Genomic DNA, 17,268 nt, shown 5'->3' with positions numbered 1-17,268 from the left:
CTTTCGGGTACCGCACCGATACGCGCCTCTCGCAGCAGCGTGAAAACTTCTCTTTAACTGTTCTGATTACACCGTTCGATTAGAACGAGTGCTGGATGCCTGCGTACACACCCGTCTGGTGCTTGCCGACCGGCGGATTGTCGTTGAACGTGCCATCCGATTGAACACCGCCGGTGCCTGCCGGGTTCGCTTCCAGACCGAAGTTTGCAGTCGAGCTGTTACGCACGGTTGCGACCTGGATGTCGAGCAGCGTGCGCTTCGACAGGTTGTACGAACCGCCGATCGTGTAGATCGTCGCGTTGCCGCCGCCCTTGTTCGCGTTCACGTGATAGACCGCTGCGATCAGGGCTGCGGCGGGTGTTGCCTGCCACGTCACGCCACCCCATTCGTGATCGAGCGAGGTCGGCGACGCGTTAGCCAGCGTTGCTGCGTTGGCCGTACGAATTGCCTGGTACGCGGCCTGGACCTTGAACTGACCGAGGAACACGTTGACCAATGCCGAGTATTCGCGGGAGTAGTTGAACGGGTCGGTGAACTGACCGTTTGCCTTGTTGCGGATTTCGTCATAGATACCGCGGACCTGGAAGAGCGATGCCGTGTACGTAACCTGCGCGCCAGCTTCGCGGCCTTGCGGCGTCGTGCCGTTACCGTTCCAGTTCGTGGCGTTCGACAGGGCGTATTGACCGTAGAAGTCAAAGCCTGCGAACTTCGGCGACTGGTACGCAATGTTGTTGCTCGATTGCGGCCAGTTGCGGCCACGCACCAGCGAAGCCGACGACCAGTTCGACTGACCGAACGGATCGAAGTCCCACACGCCGTTCGAGATGAAGAGCATACGGCCCGCCGTCAGCGTACCGTACATATCGTTCGACATACCGACCGTTGCCCAGCGATTGAAGAGGCCGCCGCCGCCCGGGCCTTGACCCGTCATCGTGTTGAAGGAGCCTTCCAACTGGAACAGGACCTTGTTGCCGCCACCGATGTCCTCGACACCCTTCATGCCCCACAGGCTGGTGCCCCAGTCGCCGCTTTCAGCCTTGAAACGGCTAGTTGTACCGCCAGTGCTGTTTGAGAGACCGCTGATGTACTCAAGGCCGGCATCCAGGCGCCCATACAGCGTAACGCTGCTCTGTGCGTGTGCTGCCACGCCGAACGTCAGCAGCGATGCCGCGAGCAAAGCTTTCTTCATCTTCTCCTCCTCCATACCCTGTCAAAAAGTAAACCCAGTACTGCGAATGGTGTCCGGACGCCAGAGGCGCCGAACAGAATTTCTGTACCAGAGAGCTTTTACGGCCGGGGGCTTGTTGTTATGACGTGCAGCCTGTGTGAGTGGCCGTCTGTTCGTCATTTCCGATCCCACGTCGACCGGTATCTCCTGTGACCTATGAAGTGAAACTACTTTTATCGAACTTTGTTTTGCTACTTTGGTTACTAATTTAGCAAAAATACCCCTACGTGGCGAAGAAAATCGTCGTCTCCCAAACAGGTGTCGCCAAATTGCAATACTGGTATGCGTGCCGGCCTGCGGCTGGTACGAAGAAATGCGCCGAAAGCCTTGTCAGACAAGGGAATCACGGATCGAAGGAGGGAGCGTCAAGGATTGCCACTATTGACGATATAAATCTTCGGGAGTAGAGCGTTTCAGTTTTTGAAATCTCAGATATTGGGAGATATGACTTGAAACGTGAGGAGGCGGGAATAAAAAAAGGCGCTGTAAGCGCCTTGTAAAACTACATGAACTACAGACTCATTTGAGACTGCCCGAAAGGAACTGCTTTAACCGCTCGCTCCTGGTGTTTTTGAAGACTTCTTCGGGATGTCCTTCTTCTTCGACGCGCCCTTGATGCAGAAACATCACGTGATTCGACACGTTGCGCGCGAACGCCATCTCGTGCGTGACGACGATCATCGTGCGGCCTTCCTCGGCCAGCGTCTGCATCACTTTCAGTACCTCGCCCACGAGTTCCGGATCAAGCGCTGACGTCGGCTCATCGAACAGCATCACGTCCGGGTGCATCGCCAGTGCCCGCGCAATCGCCACGCGCTGCTGCTGGCCGCCCGACAGATGCGACGGGTACTGCTTCTCGACACGGGGAGCGAGACCCACCTTTTCGAGGTACTGGCGTGCACGCTCTTCGGCTTCGCGACGTGGCAGGCCGAGCACGTTGACCGGCGCCTCCGTCACGTTTTCCAGAACGGACATGTGCGACCACAGGTTGAAGTGCTGAAACACCATCGACAGTTTGGTGCGCACGCGTTGCAACTGTTTCTGGTCGGCGACGCGCAGCGCGCCGTTGCGATCCTTCGCGGTGCGCACTTCCTCGTTGTCGACGAAGATGCGCCCCGAGTTCGGCTGTTCGAGGAAGTTGATACAGCGAAGCATCGTGCTCTTGCCGGAGCCGGACGAGCCGATCACGCTGATCACGTCGCCGGCATTCGCCTTGAGCGAGACGCCCTTGAGGACTTCGTTATCGCCGTACTGCTTGTGCAGTTCATCGACGAAAAGTTTCTGCTGTTTTGATTTCTGGGTGTTCATCTGGATCCTTGTCTGGCTTACTTGCCCTGCGGCCGCAGATAAGCGAGCCAGCGGCGCTCGGCACGGCGGAACAGCCACACGAGCGCGAAGGAAATGGCGAGATAGAGCAGGGCGGCAATGCCGAATGCTCCGAACGACTGATACGTGGCGGAATTCACGTCGCGCGCGATCTTGAGGATGTCCGGCACGGTCGCGGTGAAGGCGACGGTCGTGGCGTGCAGCATCAGGATCACTTCGTTGCTGTAGTACGGCAGCGCGCGGCGCAGCGCCGACGGCAGGATCACGTGCCGGTACAGTGTGAACTGCGACATGCCGTACGCACGTGCCGCTTCGATCTCGCCGTACGGGGTGGCCTTGATGGCGCCGGCGAAGATTTCGGTGGTGTACGCACAGGTGTTCAGCGTGAACGCGAGCAGCGTGCAGTGCATGCCGCTACGGAAGAACGCGTCGGTGAGCTCATGCGAGCGGACGATTTCGAGGCTGTAGAGGCCCGTGTAGCACAGCAGCAACTGCACATAGAGCGGCGTGCCGCGGAAGATATACGTATACAGCCACACTGCACGGGACAGCCACTTTTTCTTCGACACGCGCGCCACGGCAAGCGGGATCGACAGACAGAATCCCAGGCCGATCGACACCACCAGCAACCACATCGTGATCGCAAGACCGGTGAAGCGATAGCCGTCCGTGAAAAGATAGTTGCGCCAGTATTCCTGGATCAGCCCGATCATAGGTCCGCCTTTCGCACGCCGGTCGAGTAACGCTTTTCGAGGTACATCAGCACGAAGTTGGAGACTGTCGTGATGACGAGGTAGATCGCACCCGCAAGCAAGGTGAAGAAAAAGAACCGCAGGGTGCCTTTGCCGGCATCCTGAGAAGCCTTGACGACGTCGGCAAGCCCGATGATCGACACCAGCGCGGTGGCTTTCACCATCACCTGCCAGTTGTTGCCGATACCGGGCAACGCGAAGCGCATCATCTGCGGGAACATGATTCGCGAAAACACCTGCCACGAACTCATGCCGTACGCGGAGCCTGCTTCCAGCTGGCCGCGCGGCACCGACAGGAACGCACCGCGGAAGGTCTCGGTGAAGTACGCGCCGTAAATGAAGCCGAGCACGATCACGCCGGCGATGAACGGGTCGATGTCGATCTGGTCCCAGCCGAGCATGTCGGTCAGGTTGTTGAGCCAGATCTGGATGCTGTAGAACAGCAGCAGCATCAGCACGAGATCGGGAACGCCGCGAATCAGCGTCGTATATAGTGTACCGACGCCGTACGACACGCGGTTTTTCGACAGTTTCGCCGCTGCACCGAGCAGCCCGAGAAGAAATGCGAATGCCAGTGACAGCACCGCCAGTTTGACGGTCTGCCAGGTGCCGGCCAGGATCAGCGGGCCGTAGCCTTGAAAGAGCATATGAAGTCCTCGTCGGCGCCCGAAGCGCCGCGAAAGACGCGGTTTGCCCGCGCCGTGCGTCCCTGACCGGTGGTGGATCCTCGATCCGGCCGGACGCCCGGCGCACAGCGTGCCGCTGTGCGAATCATGACCGCTCCTCCGTGCCCCGGATCCCGGGGCCGCGAAGCACGACACGCTGTCTCGTTTCAACTGAGGCGCATGCCGAACTGCCGCCGGCGGAGCAGCGCGTTTTTTTAGCGACTGCCTTTAACTGCTGCTACTGCTTTTCACTGACTGCGACTGTATTACCGGAACCCTATCCAGCCCATCGGTGCACGCCCCGATGGGTCCGCGTTGCCGAAATTGCCCGGTGCCGTGCAACGCTTTGTATGGTGCATGATTCTCCTGATTCTGACTGATCGTCGGGGTCCGGACGACGACCGCCGGCTGGTGGCCGGCCGTCGCTATTCTAGGCGGACAAAATTGCGGCGCCGGGCGCTATGTCGCCTGATCCGGCGTGCGGCCCGGGTATGCCGCGCGCGCGCATCCGCCTGACCCAGCCCGACCGAAAAGCGCGGTATTTTACCCGAAGAGCCGGGCGGCGCCACCGAAGACCTGACCTGGAGCGTGACCGGCCGCCTCGTATGGCAAAGCCGCGTGCCGCAAGCTGCATCGCAAGGCATTGCCGTCACGGATGGAACGATGCGGTGCGTCGGTGCGGATTGTCCTCGAGGTCAATTGCCCATACATTCCACGCATCGCCAATCACTGACGGGAGACCGACATGCTTCAGATTCGCCGCTCGGCTGAGCGAGGTCATGCCAACCACGGCTGGCTCGATTCGTATCACAGCTTCTCGTTTGCGGATTACTACGATCCCGACCACATGCAGTTCGGTCCGCTGCGCGTGATCAACGAAGACGTGATCGCGCCCGGTCAGGGTTTCGGCGCACATGGCCACCGCGACATGGAGATCGTGACCTACGTGCTAGCCGGCGCGCTCGCGCACAAGGACAACATGGGCAACGGCTCGACCATCCGTCACGGCGACGTCCAGCGGATGAGCGCCGGCACGGGCGTGATGCATAGCGAGTTCAATGCATCGAAGGACGAGGCGGTGCACCTGCTGCAGATCTGGGTGCTGCCGGCCCGCCGCGGCGATCAGCCGGGCTATGAAGAAAAGCGCTTCGACGATGCTGACAAGCGCGGTCGCCTGCGCGTGGTGGCGTCGCCGGATGGACGCGACGGCTCGGTGACGATTCATTCGGATGCGTCGATCCATGCAGCGTTGATCGACGGCGCTGAACGGGCGGACTATGCCGTGCCGGCGGGTCGGCGCGTGTACGTGCACGTGGCGCGAGGTGGCCTGACGGTGAACGGCGAGGCGCTCGCCACCGGCGATGCCGTCATGCTGTCGGATGTCGACAGGGTCACGCTGGAAAAGGGGGATGCCGCAGAAGTGCTGCTATTCGATCTCGCCTGATCGGTCGCGATTGCTCGCAGGCAGGCGCAGTAGCAGAAAACGCCACGGAATCGCTTCCGTGGCGTTTTTTTTGACCCAGCCTTTTGACCGGTCCGCATGGGCTTTGCGGCAGACGGGCCCGGTGCGGCCCGCCTGCCTCAGGCAGGGCGGAGCGGTTGCGCTACGGCTTGAGCGTCGAAGCGCCGCCCGGCGCCGCACCGCGATGTTGCTCCCAGCGCTCGCGCATCTTCTCGTGGCGCTGCTCCATCATCGCGAAACGTTGCTTGAGTGCCGTGCTCACGGTCGTTTTCTGCTGATCGTTCAGGCCGTTGTAGAAAGCGAGCCATGCGTTTGCGCTCTGTTCGCGCAGTTGCGCATCCTGCTGCTCGACCTTTTGATGCGCAGCGTGCAGTGCGTTCAGATCGAGGATAGGCTGTTGTTGCATGGCCTTGAACTGCTGCTTCATCTGTTCATGGTTGGCGCGCTCAGCCTCATGGGTCTGCTTCATCGTGTCGAGTGCGGACTGCCATTGCTTTTCCTGATCCGCGTTCAGGTTGAGCTGGCTGTGTAACTGGCTTAGCTCCTTCATGAAATGACCGTGCCAGCCGCCGGCACCGCCGGGACCACCCATCGGCGCATCGGGCTGAGCGGCATGGGCGATGCCGAGGCTCAGCGCAAGCGAAGTAGCAGCAACGGCGAGAAAACGTGATGTTTTGGTAGACATGGAACAACTCCTTGTATTGAACTAGCCGACGATGCAGATTCGACTTCAGCTCCCTGGGTTAGCGTGTGACGGCCTGCATTCGGTAAGACACAGCGTAGAGTTGTCCAGGACCCGGCGTGTTACACGGCCGCTTGCCGCCGTTACGCGACATTACGTGCGCCTTTCGCGGTAACACCCGGTAACCCTTTGCGGAGGGTTTGTGTCAGAAACGGTTAGGCGCGCGCGTTAAACTTCGTTCCATGGCTACTCAAATTCTTGTCGTCGATGACGACGTCGAACTGCGCGATCTCCTGCGCGACTATCTCGCCCGCCAGGGCATTGAGGTATCGGTGCTGCACGACGCCGGCTCTCTCGAGCGCCGGCTTGAACGCGAGCGCCCGGACCTGATCGTGCTCGACCTGATGATGCCGGGCGTAGACGGCCTGACGGCGCTGCGCAAGCTGCGCGCCGCGGGCGACGATATCCCGGTGATCATGCTGACCGCCCGCGCGGACGACGTGGACCGTATCGTCGGCCTCGAACTCGGTGCGGACGACTATCTTGGCAAGCCCTTCAACCCACGCGAACTGCTTGCCCGCGTGCAGGCGGTGCTGCGGCGACGCCGCACGATGCCGTCGGCGGCGGCGCCCGAGCAGCGCGAGCCGTTCGCGTTTGGCCGCTTCACGCTCGACTTCCAGTCGCGCACGCTGAATCACGACGGCCGGCCGCTGACGCTTTCGGGCAGCGAATTCGCGCTCCTCAAGATCTTCGTCAACCATCCGATGCGCACGCTTACGCGCGAACGTCTGCTCGAGCTGCTACACGGCCCGGAGTACGACGGCACCGACCGTGGCATCGACGTGCAGGTCTGGCGCCTGCGCCGCATCCTCGAAACCGACCCTTCCACGCCGCGTTTCATCCAGACCGTGCGTGGTCGCGGTTACGTGTTCGTGCCCGACGGCGAGCAGCATGCGCCGACCAGTTGATTCGCTGTTCGGACGGCTGGCGGTGCTGGTCGTCGGGGTGCTGCTGATCTCGCACTTCGCGTGGTATGGGCTGATGCGGCTCGAGCGCAACCAGCTGCAGACTCGCTACGCGGTCGAAGAAGCGACGTTCCTCGTCGACGCCGTGCGTCAGCACGTTGCGCGGACGCCTGATCAGCCGCTGCCGTCACGCGTGCGGCTGGTCGATCCGACCAGCACGGACGTTCCGGCCGATACCAATGATCTTCCGGCCCCGTTGCAGCGTTTCCGCGAGGATGTGCGTGATCGCATGCCGGCAGGCACGCTGGTACGCGTCGGTTCGCCCGGCAAGCCGCCTACCTTGTGGGTCCGCGCGGCGAGTGACCAAAGCTGGATCGTCGTTCCCGTGCAGCCGTTGCGGCCGCCGCGTCCGCTCGACCGGATGGTGTGGTGGCTCGTAATCATCTTTTCCACCGCCGTGATGGCGGCACTCTTTGCCGCCTGGCAGTTGCAGCAGCCGCTGCGCTCGCTGGCCCAGGCGGTCGCGCGGTTCGGCCGCGGCCTGCCTGTGCCGCCGGTGCCAGAACGCGGTCCAAGGGAGCTGCGTCAGCTGACGCACGGTTTCAACCAGATGGTTCAGGAAGTCGCGAGTACCGAGAATGACCGCGCAGTGATGCTCGCGGGCGTTGCTCACGATCTCAAGACGCCGCTTGCCCGGATGCGCCTGCGCGCCGAAATGATGGAGGAAGCGAAGCTGCGCGACGGCGTCGTGCGCGACGTCGATTCGATGGCGCATATCGTCGACCAGTTTCTGGTGTTTGCGCATGACGGCGCCGATCGCAGCGAGCCGGTCGAGGTCGACATGCAGTGCGAGCGTGTCGTGCGCAGTTATCGTGCGGTCGCCGCCGGCGCACCTGCTGTGCAAACCGTGCTGGAGGCCGGTCCGGGCTTTCGCCTGCCTGCCGCGACGCTAGACCGCGTCCTGTCGAACCTGCTCGACAACGCCCATGCGTACGGCGCGCCGCCGATCGTTGTAGAGACGGCGCGCACTCCCGACGGTTTCACGCTCGCTGTCAGCGACAATGGCGGCGGCATCGCCGTACACGATCTGATCAGCGCAAGCCGTCCGTTCGTACGGCTGGATCCGGCGCGCGGCGGTAACGGCCATAGCGGGCTCGGGTTGGCGATCGTCGAGCGGCTGGTGCGGCGTGCGGGCGGAGAGTGGGAAATTGGTAACCATGAGGGGCGTGGCCTGCGTGTCCTGATGCGTTTTCCTTTCGACGCGGTATCGCGCGAAGCATCCGCGGCCGAGAACACCTGGGGCAGGTGAGCCGTCGGCGGGCTGAACAGGCAATCGCGCGACATTCGCGCGAATGGCAGCTTCCTTCAACCGGCAACGCCACCCACGTAGGGGCGGGTGACCCGCAGTCATGCTCTGGCCTCGCGCCCTGAACGTTATTCCGTGAAAAGTGTGTTCAACGCGGTGGCTGCGTCGCTGTCTACCGTGTTCCAGGTCACCGTATCCGCCTCGAAGATATAGTGGGTGGTGTACTTGCCGAGGCGCGCGAGGATTTCCTCCTGAATGACTTCCGGCGCCACTTCGAGCTTCAGATACCAGGTGGTCGACGATAGCCGGGTCTGGAACGAACCGTATTCGGCCAGCAGATGGTCGAACGCGTCAGCATCCTGATCGCGACAGACGATGACCAGATTTCCCTTCATGCGAATCTCCCGGTAGAGCGGTAACAGTAACCTTCGTACGAAAGTCGATGATACCTGCTTCCTTCCGGGTGGATCAGGAGGATGGTCAGCTTACTTTCTGGTTGACTTGCCGGACCAGCTTGTCAGGCTCAGTTACCGGACCAGGTTACCAGACTGAAGCAGCCGCCCGCGCGGGCGGCGCGGTGTCGTCCGGCGGGACGGCCTTGCTGCGGTCGCGGCCGGCCGATTTCGCCTGGTAAAGTGCGAGGTCGGCGCGGCTCATGATTCGTTCGGGGAGATCTTCGGCGGAAAGCTCCGTTATTCCAATGCTCACGCTGAGTGCCGCCGAAGACGGCAGTTTCGCCGACGGCGCAGCCTTCAGCCGCTGGCGCAGCCGTTCCACGACTTCGAGCCCGGCCGCGAGTGTGGTTGCGGGCAACAGAATGCCGAACTCCTCGCCGCCCAGCCGGCCGATTGAATCGCCTCCGCGCAGTTCGGCCCGGCAGGTGTCGACGAAATGTTCGAGAGCACGGTCGCCGGCGGCGTGGCCGAAGCGGTCGTTGATCTGCTTGAAATGGTCGAGATCGGCGATCGCCACGCACAACGGCTCGCGTTTGGCGCGAGCGGTATCGATTTCACCCCTCAGCAGATCCAGGAAGTAGCGTCGCGACAGCGCGCCTGTCAGCGCGTCGTGCCGGGCTTCGGCCGACAGCAGCGTATTGGCCGACTGGAGCTGCTCGGCCAGATCGCGCGTCGCCCGGTGATGGCGCCGTTCGCGCATGTACGACACGGCGATCACCCATGCCAGCGCAACCGTGCCAGCAAGCGTCAGGAACACCAGCAACCGGTCGCGGGTGTGATTGCGCAGCAGTTCGGGCCACGCCGCGAGCGGGTCGACGAGATGGGCGGACAGCCCGGAGTTCAGGCCGATGCGGTATTCATACAGCGCCGGCATATGCTGCTCGGGCATGTTGAAGAGCTGTGCGGCAAGCGCCTCCGGGATCCATGGCGCCCGCTGGCGCACCTGTTCCGTGGCCGGGAGGATTTCAATCTCGGGGAAAGCGTCGCGGCGATAGATGCTCAGGCGTTCCGCAACCGGCATCCGGGTGACCCGTGAGTGGGGCAGTGCGCGGCCTTCGAGCGAGCTGTCGTGCGCCATGATGATGACGCCGTTGTCGTCGGCGACGAAGGTGCCCGCGTGCGCGACCCAGTGGCGCAACCGCGCGATCCCGACCTTGGCGACGACCGCGCCGACCAGCAGGCCGTCGTCATAGACGGGCGCCGAGATGAAGATGCCCGGCTCGCCGCTCGCCCGGCCGACGCCGTAGGCCTCGGCGAACGCGCCGAGCAGCGCGTTCGCCAGATAGCTGCGCGCGCGCATGTCGATGCCGATCAGGGTCTGCGAGTTCTGGGAGTTGCTCGACGCGACGCACAGCCCGTTAGCGTTCACAAGCCAGATCGAGTCGAGCCCGGAGAAGCCCTGCGCGTCGTGAAGGAAGTTGCTGACGGCGATCAGCTCGGGCACCTTCAGCAACTCATCGCGGTGCGAGGGTTCCCCGTCGGTGCTCTTCACGGCATAATCCTGCGTTTGCGCGAGCGCGTGCTGGATCACGCCCAGTTCGGCCATCGTGGCCGGAATGGCGCGCGACATTGCGAGGTCGCTTGCGATCACCTCGGCCATGTTGTCGACAATCGACGAGGACATCTGTTGCTGCGAACGCATCGCGGCGTCCAGCTCTTGCTGTACCATCCGGTCGGCGATCATGCCCGCGATGAACCAGCACAGGAACACGATCAGTACGAAACTGACCGGTCCGGTTGCCTGGCGCAAGATTGTCCTGTTCATCAACCCTCTGATCCGTCTGACTGTTACATGCGAGGTCATGCGTTGCAGCGCGCCGGCGCTGGTTCGTACCTGCGGACCCGGGCAGCGAGGTGTCGCAAGCACGCGGGAAAAGCGGGTGCCGCTGGCCATCACGGGATTTTAACCGCCAGACAGCGTGGCGAGAGAGCGTTATTCCGCAACTCAGGTACCCATCAGGTTCCTTATCGGCTGCAGGCGTCATTTTCTGAATGGGCTCACGGGTTTACCGGATGTGGCTTGCACGCGACGCCGGTCGCGGGAAGCGGGCGCGTCGCACGTCAAATGGCGCCCGATTGCGCGAATTTGAGCGCGCGAGGTTGTGCCTGAAACACAGGTTGTAGTAGTGTCGTGCCGTCCAAAACAAGGAAAGCCCGCCAGCCTTCGGGCGGCGCCAGCGGCGGCCGGTGAGCCGGGGGAAGCATGAGCCGGTGTGGTTCGCCGCAGGGCTCAACCGGCCAACGCGTCTCCAACGCCAACGATTTATCCCGCACAAGCGTTTAGCCATGCCTGAATTCCGCTTTCCGGACCGATCTTTCGACCGCTGCGTCGCTCGCGCCCCGCTGGCCTCGCGCCTGCCACGAACTGCTGCGGCTTCTTCCGCTGGCGTTGCTCCGGCTCAACCACACAGGAAGGGCGCCTGATGGACTTCACCTTCAACCTGAACCGCACCGCCAATGCGTCCGCATGGCGGGTGCTGCCTAATCGCTGGGACTTCGTCGCCTTTCCGCTCATCATCTGCCTCATCGCGATGGCGGCGATCGGTTTCCACGAGACGATGGCGCCGATCTCCACACTGAAGACGCAGACGATCTCGCTCGATCCGACAAATCTGCCGGAGTATGCAATGCGCACCACGCTGCGGATGCTCGCCGCGATGGTCGCCTCGCTGATCTTCACGCTGGTTTACGGAACACTGGCTGCCAAGAGTCGCCGTGCCGGGCTCGTGCTGGTGCCGATTCTGGACATTCTTCAGTCGGTGCCGGTGCTCGGCTACATTTCGTTTACGGTCACCTTTTTCCTCGCGCTGTTCCCGGCGCGCGTACTGGGCGCGGAACTCGCGGCGATCTTCGCGATCTTTACGAGCCAGGCGTGGAACATGACGTTCAGCTTCTATCAATCGCTGCGCACGGTGCCGCGCGATCTGGATGAAGTGTCGCGCGGCTTTCACCTGACTTCCTGGCAACGGTTCTGGAAGCTCGAAGTGCCGTTCTCGATGCCGGGCCTCATCTGGAACATGATGATGTCGATGTCCGGTGGCTGGTTTTTCGTCGTGGCGTCGGAAGCGATTACGGTTGGCAACAACACCATTACGCTGCCGGGGATCGGCGCTTATCTCGCGCAGGCGATCACGGAGAAGAATTTGCAGGCGATCGGCTGGGTGATCCTCGCGATGACCGTCGTGATCCTCGCCTATGACCAGTTGCTGTTCCGGCCGCTCGTCGCGTGGGCGGACAAGTTCCGCATGGAAACCACCAGTTCGGGCAACGCGCCGGAGTCATGGCTGCTCGACCTGGTGCGGCGTACCCGGCTGATTCACCGCCTGCTCGTGCCGCTTGGCTGGATGTTCGCGAAGGCGGCGCGCGTGCCGCTCCAACTGCCGACGATCGACCGGGCGCGCTTCCAGATCCCGCAAAGCGAGAAGTCGTCGAAGGCCGGCGACATCGCATGGTCGGTCATCGTGCTGCTCGCCACGGTGTACGTGGTCTCTCGCGTGGTCATGTATGTGCGCACGGGCGTCTCGATGGACGAGGTCGGCCATGTGTTCGTGCTCGGGCTCATCACGCTGCTGCGCGTGGGCCTGCTGATCGCGATCGCCTCGGTGGTGTGGGTGCCGATCGGCGTGCTCATCGGGCTGCGTCCGGCGCTCGCCGAGAAAATGCAGCCGCTCGCGCAGTTCCTGGCGGCGTTCCCGGCGAACCTGCTGTTTCCGGTGTTCGTGATCGTGATCGTGCGGTTTCACCTGAATCCCGATATCTGGCTGTCGCCGCTGATCGTGCTCGGCACGCAGTGGTATATCCTGTTCAACGTGATTGCCGGCGCGACCTCGTATCCGAACGACTATCGTGAAGCCGCTGCCAACTTCCGCATTCGCGGCTGGCAATGGTGGCGTCAGGCGATGCTGCCGGGCATTTTCCCCTATTACGTGACGGGTGCGATCACGGCTTCGGGCGGCGCGTGGAACGCGAGCATCGTCGCGGAATTCGTCCAGTGGGGCGACACGAAGGTCGTTGCGCACGGCCTTGGCGCCTACATTGCGCAGAACACCGCGGCAGGCGACTATCCGAAGATCATTCTCGGCATTGCCGTGATGTCGCTGTTCGTGACCTTGTTCAACCGCCTGTTGTGGCGTCCGATGTACGCCTATGCCGAAGCCAAGCTCCGGCTCGATTGAGAGCAAATTTAGGGCAATCCGCGATGCAAAATCCCAAAGCCGTAACCGCCCCGCCGATCCAGACGCCGCCGATGCCCCCTCGCCTCGGCGAAGAGATCTTGCGCGTCAAGGAAGTGTGCCGTGGCTTTAACAAGACGCAGGGCGAACTGCTCGTGCTCGACGACGCGAATCTGTCGCTGCGCGAGGGCGAGATCGTCGGGCTGCTTGGCCGTTCCGGCTCGGGCAAGTCGACCCTCCTGCGCATCATCGCCGGGCTGATCGAGCCGACGGGAGGCGAAGTCACCTATATGGGCAAACCGCTCGACGGCCCCGCCAAAGGCGTCGCGATGGTGTTTCAGACCTTCGCGCTGTTCCCGTGGCTCACCGTGCTGCAAAACGTGGAAGCCGGGCTCGAGGCGCAGGGCGTGGGCGCACGCGAGCGTCGCGAGCGCGCGCTGGCGGCGATCGACCTGATCGGCCTCGACGGCTTCGAAAACGCGTATCCGCGCGAGCTGTCGGGCGGCATGCGCCAGCGCGTGGGTTTTGCGCGTGCGCTGGTCGTCGATCCGACGCTGCTTCTGATGGACGAGCCGTTTTCCGCGCTCGACGTGCTGACCGCCGAAACGCTGCGTACCGACCTGCTCGACCTCTGGACGCAGGGCCGCATGCCGATCAAGTCGGTGCTGATCGTCACGCACAACATCGAGGAAGCGGTGTTCATGTGCGACCGGATTCTCGTGCTGTCGTCCAATCCTGGCCGTGTGATCGCAGAAATCAAGGTGCCGTTCAAGCATCCGCGCAACCGTCTCGACCCGACGTTCCGCCGTCTCGTCGACGACATCTACGCGAAGATGACCGCGCGTCAGACGGGCGAAGCGACCAGGAAGGGGCTCGAACTCGGCAGCTGGCTGCCGCATGTGTCGACCAACCTGATGGCCGGCCTGATCGAAACGCTGGCCGCCGCGCCGTATCACGGCCGCGCGGACATGCCGGAAATTGCCCGTTCGCTGCATCTCGAGGTCGACGATCTGTTCCCGGTCGCCGAAGTGCTGCAGCATCTCGGTTTTGCGGACGTGCGCGAAGGCGATATTTTCCTCACGCCGCCAGCGCGCGTCTTTGCGGAGTTCGGCACGCAGGAGCGCAAGATGATGTTCGCCGAGCATCTGCTGCGACATGTGCCGCTCGCTGCACGGATCAAGAAGGTGCTGAACGAGCGTCCGGGACACCGTGCGCCACGCGTGCGCTTCGAGCAGGAACTGGAAGATTTTCTCTCCGACAGCGCCGCCGAAGAGACGCTCGACGCCGTGATCAACTGGGGCCGCTATGGCGAGATCTTCTCGTACAACGACCAGACGGAAATCTTCAGCCTTGAGGACGTCGAGTCCTGATCGTCAGCCTGCTGGCGCAAAGAAAAGGCCGTGCGATGTATGAACCGCACGGCCTTTTTGCGTGGACGGCGCGCATGCGCGGGACCCGGCGTCCCTATTGCAGGTTGCCCCAGCGCTCCACGGCCGGTTCGGCCGACGCCCATTTCCAGCCCTTGTCGTCGTGGCACGCGCTACCGGTGAACCACGCTTCGTGCGCGCCCGGGCCGTCGCTGTCCTGAACAGAGAAGACGAAGTCCTTGCAGATCGCGAGTGCCGAAGCGAACGCCCGCGTCACGCGCACCTGGCCGTGGCCGTTCTCGATCGGTAGCGAATGCTTCACGCTCCACGGCCGCGTTTCGCCGACTGGCATCGCGCCCGCGAGCGCGGCAATCAGGTTCTGCTGGTCGCCGTGCATCTCGCGCATGTAGCGCTTCACGGTTGCATCGGTGGCGGCCTGCACCGCGATACCGACGCCGATGCCGACCGCCGGGTTCGCCGTGACAAGGCCGGTCGCGACGCCGGCCGCCGCACCGCTCGCCGCGCCGACCGACGCACAGCCGCTCATCAGGATGCTGGTGCTCGCGAAAAGCGCGCCGGCTACAAGCAGTCCTGCGCCTCGCCGGCCGCTCATTGCAGCGCACCCCAGCGTTCGGTGGCCGGTTCGGCCGAGGCCCATTTCCACGCATTGCCGTCGCGGCAGACCGACGCAACGTAAAACGCGCTGCTGGCCGGTACGTTCGGCGTGGCTTTCGTGTCGACGGAGAAGACGATCTCCTTGCAGTCGAGCGCGCCGCTGCTGATCGTACGGCTGACCGTGACGCGACCATGTTCATCATCTTCGATCGGCACTGAGTGCGTGACGCTCCACGGTGCGACGCCGCCCACCTCGAGCGGGCCCGCGGCCTGGGCAATGCGGTCCTGGGTATCGCGATGGACCACGCGTTGCGAATATTGGACGCCGGCCCGCGCCGCGGCGACGACGCCAAGGCCGATACCGGTTGCGACCGCGGCATTCTGGGTGACCTGTCCGGCGATCGCTGCACCCGCGATGCCCGCCGTGGTGGCCGCGCCTTCCGAGTAGAGCGAACTGCATCCGCTCAACGTCGCCGCCAGGGCGACAGCAAGCGTCGCGAGTATCGTGATACCCGGACGCAGGGCCCAACTGGCCCGTTGATTCCTGTTTTGCATTTCCCTGTCTTGCTCCTGCATGCGCTGCCTGCCGGGGGCTTGATGCCTCGTGTTCAGGCGGCGGTCACACGACGCGCGAATGCATCGTGTTACGCCGCAGCATTGTGCAGGATGCGATTTGTAATTGGCAGTGGGCAAGTGCAAACAATTGCAAAAGATGTTGTGGGCTCTCTCCAGGCTCTTTTCCGTTTTGGAAAGTACTTCGCGCCGTTGCGCGTGGCGTGGTTTTCTGCCAAAACGTACTGCTTCGCACTGCATGAGAACTTGAACAATTCGCGAAGCTGCCGCTTGCGCGCGGCCCTTGCGTAGCAGGGCGACGGGATAGTGCCGACAGGACACGCCGGCCTGCCGCGGCTATTCTTCCTCGGCGTCCGCTTCGCCTTCGCTGCCGTAAGCGCCAAGGCGGTTGTAAAGCGTCTTCAGGCTCACGCCGAGCGTCTTCGCTGCGCGCCGCTTGTCGCCGCCGCAGTACTTCAGCGTGCCAAGGATGATCTGCTTCTGCGCGTCGGCGAGCGGCGTACCGATCCATACGCTCATCGAATCGCCCTGTGTGACCGGTTTCTTCACGCGCGACGCAATGTGCGGATGCGGCAGTTCGACTGTCTTCTCCGCGAGGATGAATGCCCGATACACCGCATTCTTCAGTTCGCGCACGTTGCCGGGCCACGACCAGGCCCGTAGCGTTTCGATCGCGCGTTTGCTGAACGTCTTGTTCGTCCCTTCCTGCTGATTCATCGACGCGAGGAAATGATGCGCAAGCAGTTCGCGATCGTTGTCGCGTTCGCGCAGCGGCGGGGCGCGAAGCGGAAACACTGCGAGCCGGTACATCAGGTCCTCGCGCAGACCGTTTTCCTTCATCGCGACGACGGGGTCGCGGTTGGTCGCCGCGATCACGCGCACGTCGCCATGAATCAGTTCCGTGCCGCCAACGCGAAAGAACGTGCCGGTTTCGAGCGCACGCAGCAACTTCACCTGGCGCACGGGCGCCATCTCGGTGACTTCGTCGAGAAACAGCGTGCCGCCGTTCGCGTGCTCGAAATAGCCAACGCGGCCCTGCACGGCGCCGGTAAAGCTGCCTTTCTCGTGGCCGAAGAGTTCGGCTTCGATCAACTCGTCAGGAATCGCGCCGCAATTGACGGCGATGAAGGGCGCCTCACGACGTGCGCTGCGCTCGTGAATGGTTCGGGCGATCAGTTCCTTGCCAGTGCCGGATTCGCCGATGATCAATGCGGTCGCGTCGGTGGCCGCGACGCGTTCAATCTGTTCGTAAAGCTCCAGCATCGCCGGCGACGAGCCGTACAACAGGCCGTATGACTTCAGTCCCGCAACTTCGCCCGCGATGCGCTGTTTCGTCTGCGCCGACGCGCCGTCGGCTGAGACGACGGCCGGCGAGTCCAGATCGATTGACGCCATATGGAGTGTCCTGCAAACGTTCTTCGTTGTAGCGGCGCAGGCTCGGGGCGAATCGTGAGCCTGCATCGATTCGTAATCTCACAAATACGATTTAACCACTCGCACGCGGGTCACCGCAATGTGCGTGAGCGCATGTTGGGAGTCGATAGCGGCTCACAATCGAGGATCGTCGATGCGCGAACCCTGAGCGGTATGAACGACGGGTTTCCGGCGCACAATCGGCAATATCGACCGGATCCTTACGGGTTCACGCGCGCTGTCGCGTTGCCGTCGTTGCCGCCGGAACTCAACGTGCCCAAATGGAT

General features: G+C 62.8%; 15 protein-coding genes. 5 read left to right on the top strand and 10 right to left on the bottom strand.

The features are described 5' to 3' along the window. Positions 1–79: 79 nt before the first annotated feature. The 4 genes from B0G77_RS00715 to hisQ form a co-directional block, all read right to left on the bottom strand. Positions 80–1,189, bottom strand: coding sequence for a porin (locus B0G77_RS00715; RefSeq protein ID WP_133660415.1), 1,110 nt, complete (start codon positions 1,187–1,189; stop codon positions 80–82). A 558-nt stretch (positions 1,190–1,747) separates the two neighbouring features. Next, positions 1,748–2,536: an ATP-binding cassette domain-containing protein gene (locus B0G77_RS00710; RefSeq protein WP_133660414.1), complete on the bottom strand. Its 789-nt coding sequence runs from the start codon at positions 2,534–2,536 to the stop codon at positions 1,748–1,750. A gap of 17 nt (positions 2,537–2,553) precedes the next feature. Next, positions 2,554–3,267, bottom strand: a complete 714-nt coding sequence (locus tag B0G77_RS00705; protein ID WP_133660413.1) for an ABC transporter permease — start codon at positions 3,265–3,267, stop codon at positions 2,554–2,556. After that, entirely contained in the window at positions 3,264–3,953 is a 690-nt protein-coding gene (hisQ, locus tag B0G77_RS00700; RefSeq protein WP_133660412.1) for a histidine ABC transporter permease HisQ, read from the bottom strand. Before hisQ ends, B0G77_RS00705 begins: the two co-directional genes overlap by 4 nt. Positions 3,954–4,716: 763 nt before the next feature. On the opposite strand from hisQ, the gene B0G77_RS00695 reads away from it, so the two are divergent. After that, on the top strand, positions 4,717–5,415 hold the full coding sequence (locus B0G77_RS00695) for a pirin family protein (protein WP_133660411.1): 699 nt from the start codon (positions 4,717–4,719) through the stop codon (positions 5,413–5,415). A 160-nt stretch (positions 5,416–5,575) separates the two neighbouring features. Here B0G77_RS00695 and B0G77_RS00690 read toward each other — a convergent pair whose 3' ends face one another. Continuing rightward, positions 5,576–6,118: a periplasmic heavy metal sensor gene (locus B0G77_RS00690; RefSeq protein ID WP_133660410.1), complete on the bottom strand. Its 543-nt coding sequence runs from the start codon at positions 6,116–6,118 to the stop codon at positions 5,576–5,578. A gap of 239 nt (positions 6,119–6,357) precedes the next feature. On the opposite strand from B0G77_RS00690, the gene B0G77_RS00685 reads away from it, so the two are divergent. Then, positions 6,358–7,083: a response regulator gene (locus B0G77_RS00685; RefSeq protein ID WP_133660409.1), complete on the top strand. Its 726-nt coding sequence runs from the start codon at positions 6,358–6,360 to the stop codon at positions 7,081–7,083. Continuing rightward, positions 7,067–8,389, top strand: a complete 1,323-nt coding sequence (locus B0G77_RS00680; protein WP_133660408.1) for an ATP-binding protein — start codon at positions 7,067–7,069, stop codon at positions 8,387–8,389. The genes B0G77_RS00685 and B0G77_RS00680 overlap by 17 nt, the downstream gene beginning before the upstream one ends. A gap of 125 nt (positions 8,390–8,514) precedes the next feature. On the opposite strand, the gene B0G77_RS00675 is transcribed toward B0G77_RS00680, so the two are convergent. Both B0G77_RS00675 and B0G77_RS00670 read right to left on the bottom strand, forming a co-directional pair. Further along, positions 8,515–8,781 carry a hypothetical protein gene (locus B0G77_RS00675; protein WP_133660407.1) on the bottom strand — a complete coding sequence of 89 codons (267 nt, stop codon included), beginning with the start codon at positions 8,779–8,781 and terminating at the stop codon, positions 8,515–8,517. 145 nt (positions 8,782–8,926) lie between these two features. Further along, positions 8,927–10,606, bottom strand: a complete 1,680-nt coding sequence (locus B0G77_RS00670; protein ID WP_133660406.1) for a sensor domain-containing diguanylate cyclase — start codon at positions 10,604–10,606, stop codon at positions 8,927–8,929. A 658-nt stretch (positions 10,607–11,264) separates the two neighbouring features. Here B0G77_RS00670 and B0G77_RS00665 point away from each other — a divergent pair. Together B0G77_RS00665 and B0G77_RS00660 are read left to right on the top strand one after the other, a co-directional pair. Continuing rightward, positions 11,265–13,016: an ABC transporter permease subunit gene (locus B0G77_RS00665; protein ID WP_133660405.1), complete on the top strand. Its 1,752-nt coding sequence runs from the start codon at positions 11,265–11,267 to the stop codon at positions 13,014–13,016. Between the two features lie 23 nt (positions 13,017–13,039). Then, positions 13,040–14,383 carry a nitrate/sulfonate/bicarbonate ABC transporter ATP-binding protein gene (locus tag B0G77_RS00660; protein WP_133660404.1) on the top strand — a complete coding sequence of 448 codons (1,344 nt, stop codon included), beginning with the start codon at positions 13,040–13,042 and terminating at the stop codon, positions 14,381–14,383. 94 nt (positions 14,384–14,477) lie between these two features. Here B0G77_RS00660 and B0G77_RS00655 read toward each other — a convergent pair whose 3' ends face one another. The 3 genes from B0G77_RS00655 to B0G77_RS00645 form a co-directional block, all read right to left on the bottom strand. Then, positions 14,478–14,993, bottom strand: a complete 516-nt coding sequence (locus tag B0G77_RS00655) for a hypothetical protein (RefSeq protein ID WP_133660403.1) — start codon at positions 14,991–14,993, stop codon at positions 14,478–14,480. Then, the gene (locus tag B0G77_RS00650; protein ID WP_243750882.1) at positions 14,990–15,550 is read right to left on the bottom strand and encodes a hypothetical protein; all 561 of its coding nucleotides are present in this window, start codon (positions 15,548–15,550) and stop codon (positions 14,990–14,992) included. The genes B0G77_RS00655 and B0G77_RS00650 overlap by 4 nt, the downstream gene beginning before the upstream one ends. A gap of 354 nt (positions 15,551–15,904) precedes the next feature. Then, the gene (locus B0G77_RS00645; RefSeq protein ID WP_133660401.1) at positions 15,905–16,963 is read right to left on the bottom strand and encodes a sigma-54 dependent transcriptional regulator; all 1,059 of its coding nucleotides are present in this window, start codon (positions 16,961–16,963) and stop codon (positions 15,905–15,907) included. Between the last annotated feature and the right edge of the window lie 305 nt (positions 16,964–17,268).

The organism is Paraburkholderia sp. BL10I2N1 (genome assembly GCF_004361815.1).
Taxonomy (GTDB): Bacteria; Pseudomonadota; Gammaproteobacteria; order Burkholderiales; family Burkholderiaceae; genus Paraburkholderia.
Note: the sequence above shows the minus strand (reverse complement) of the source record. Positions and strands in the feature narration are given on the sequence as shown.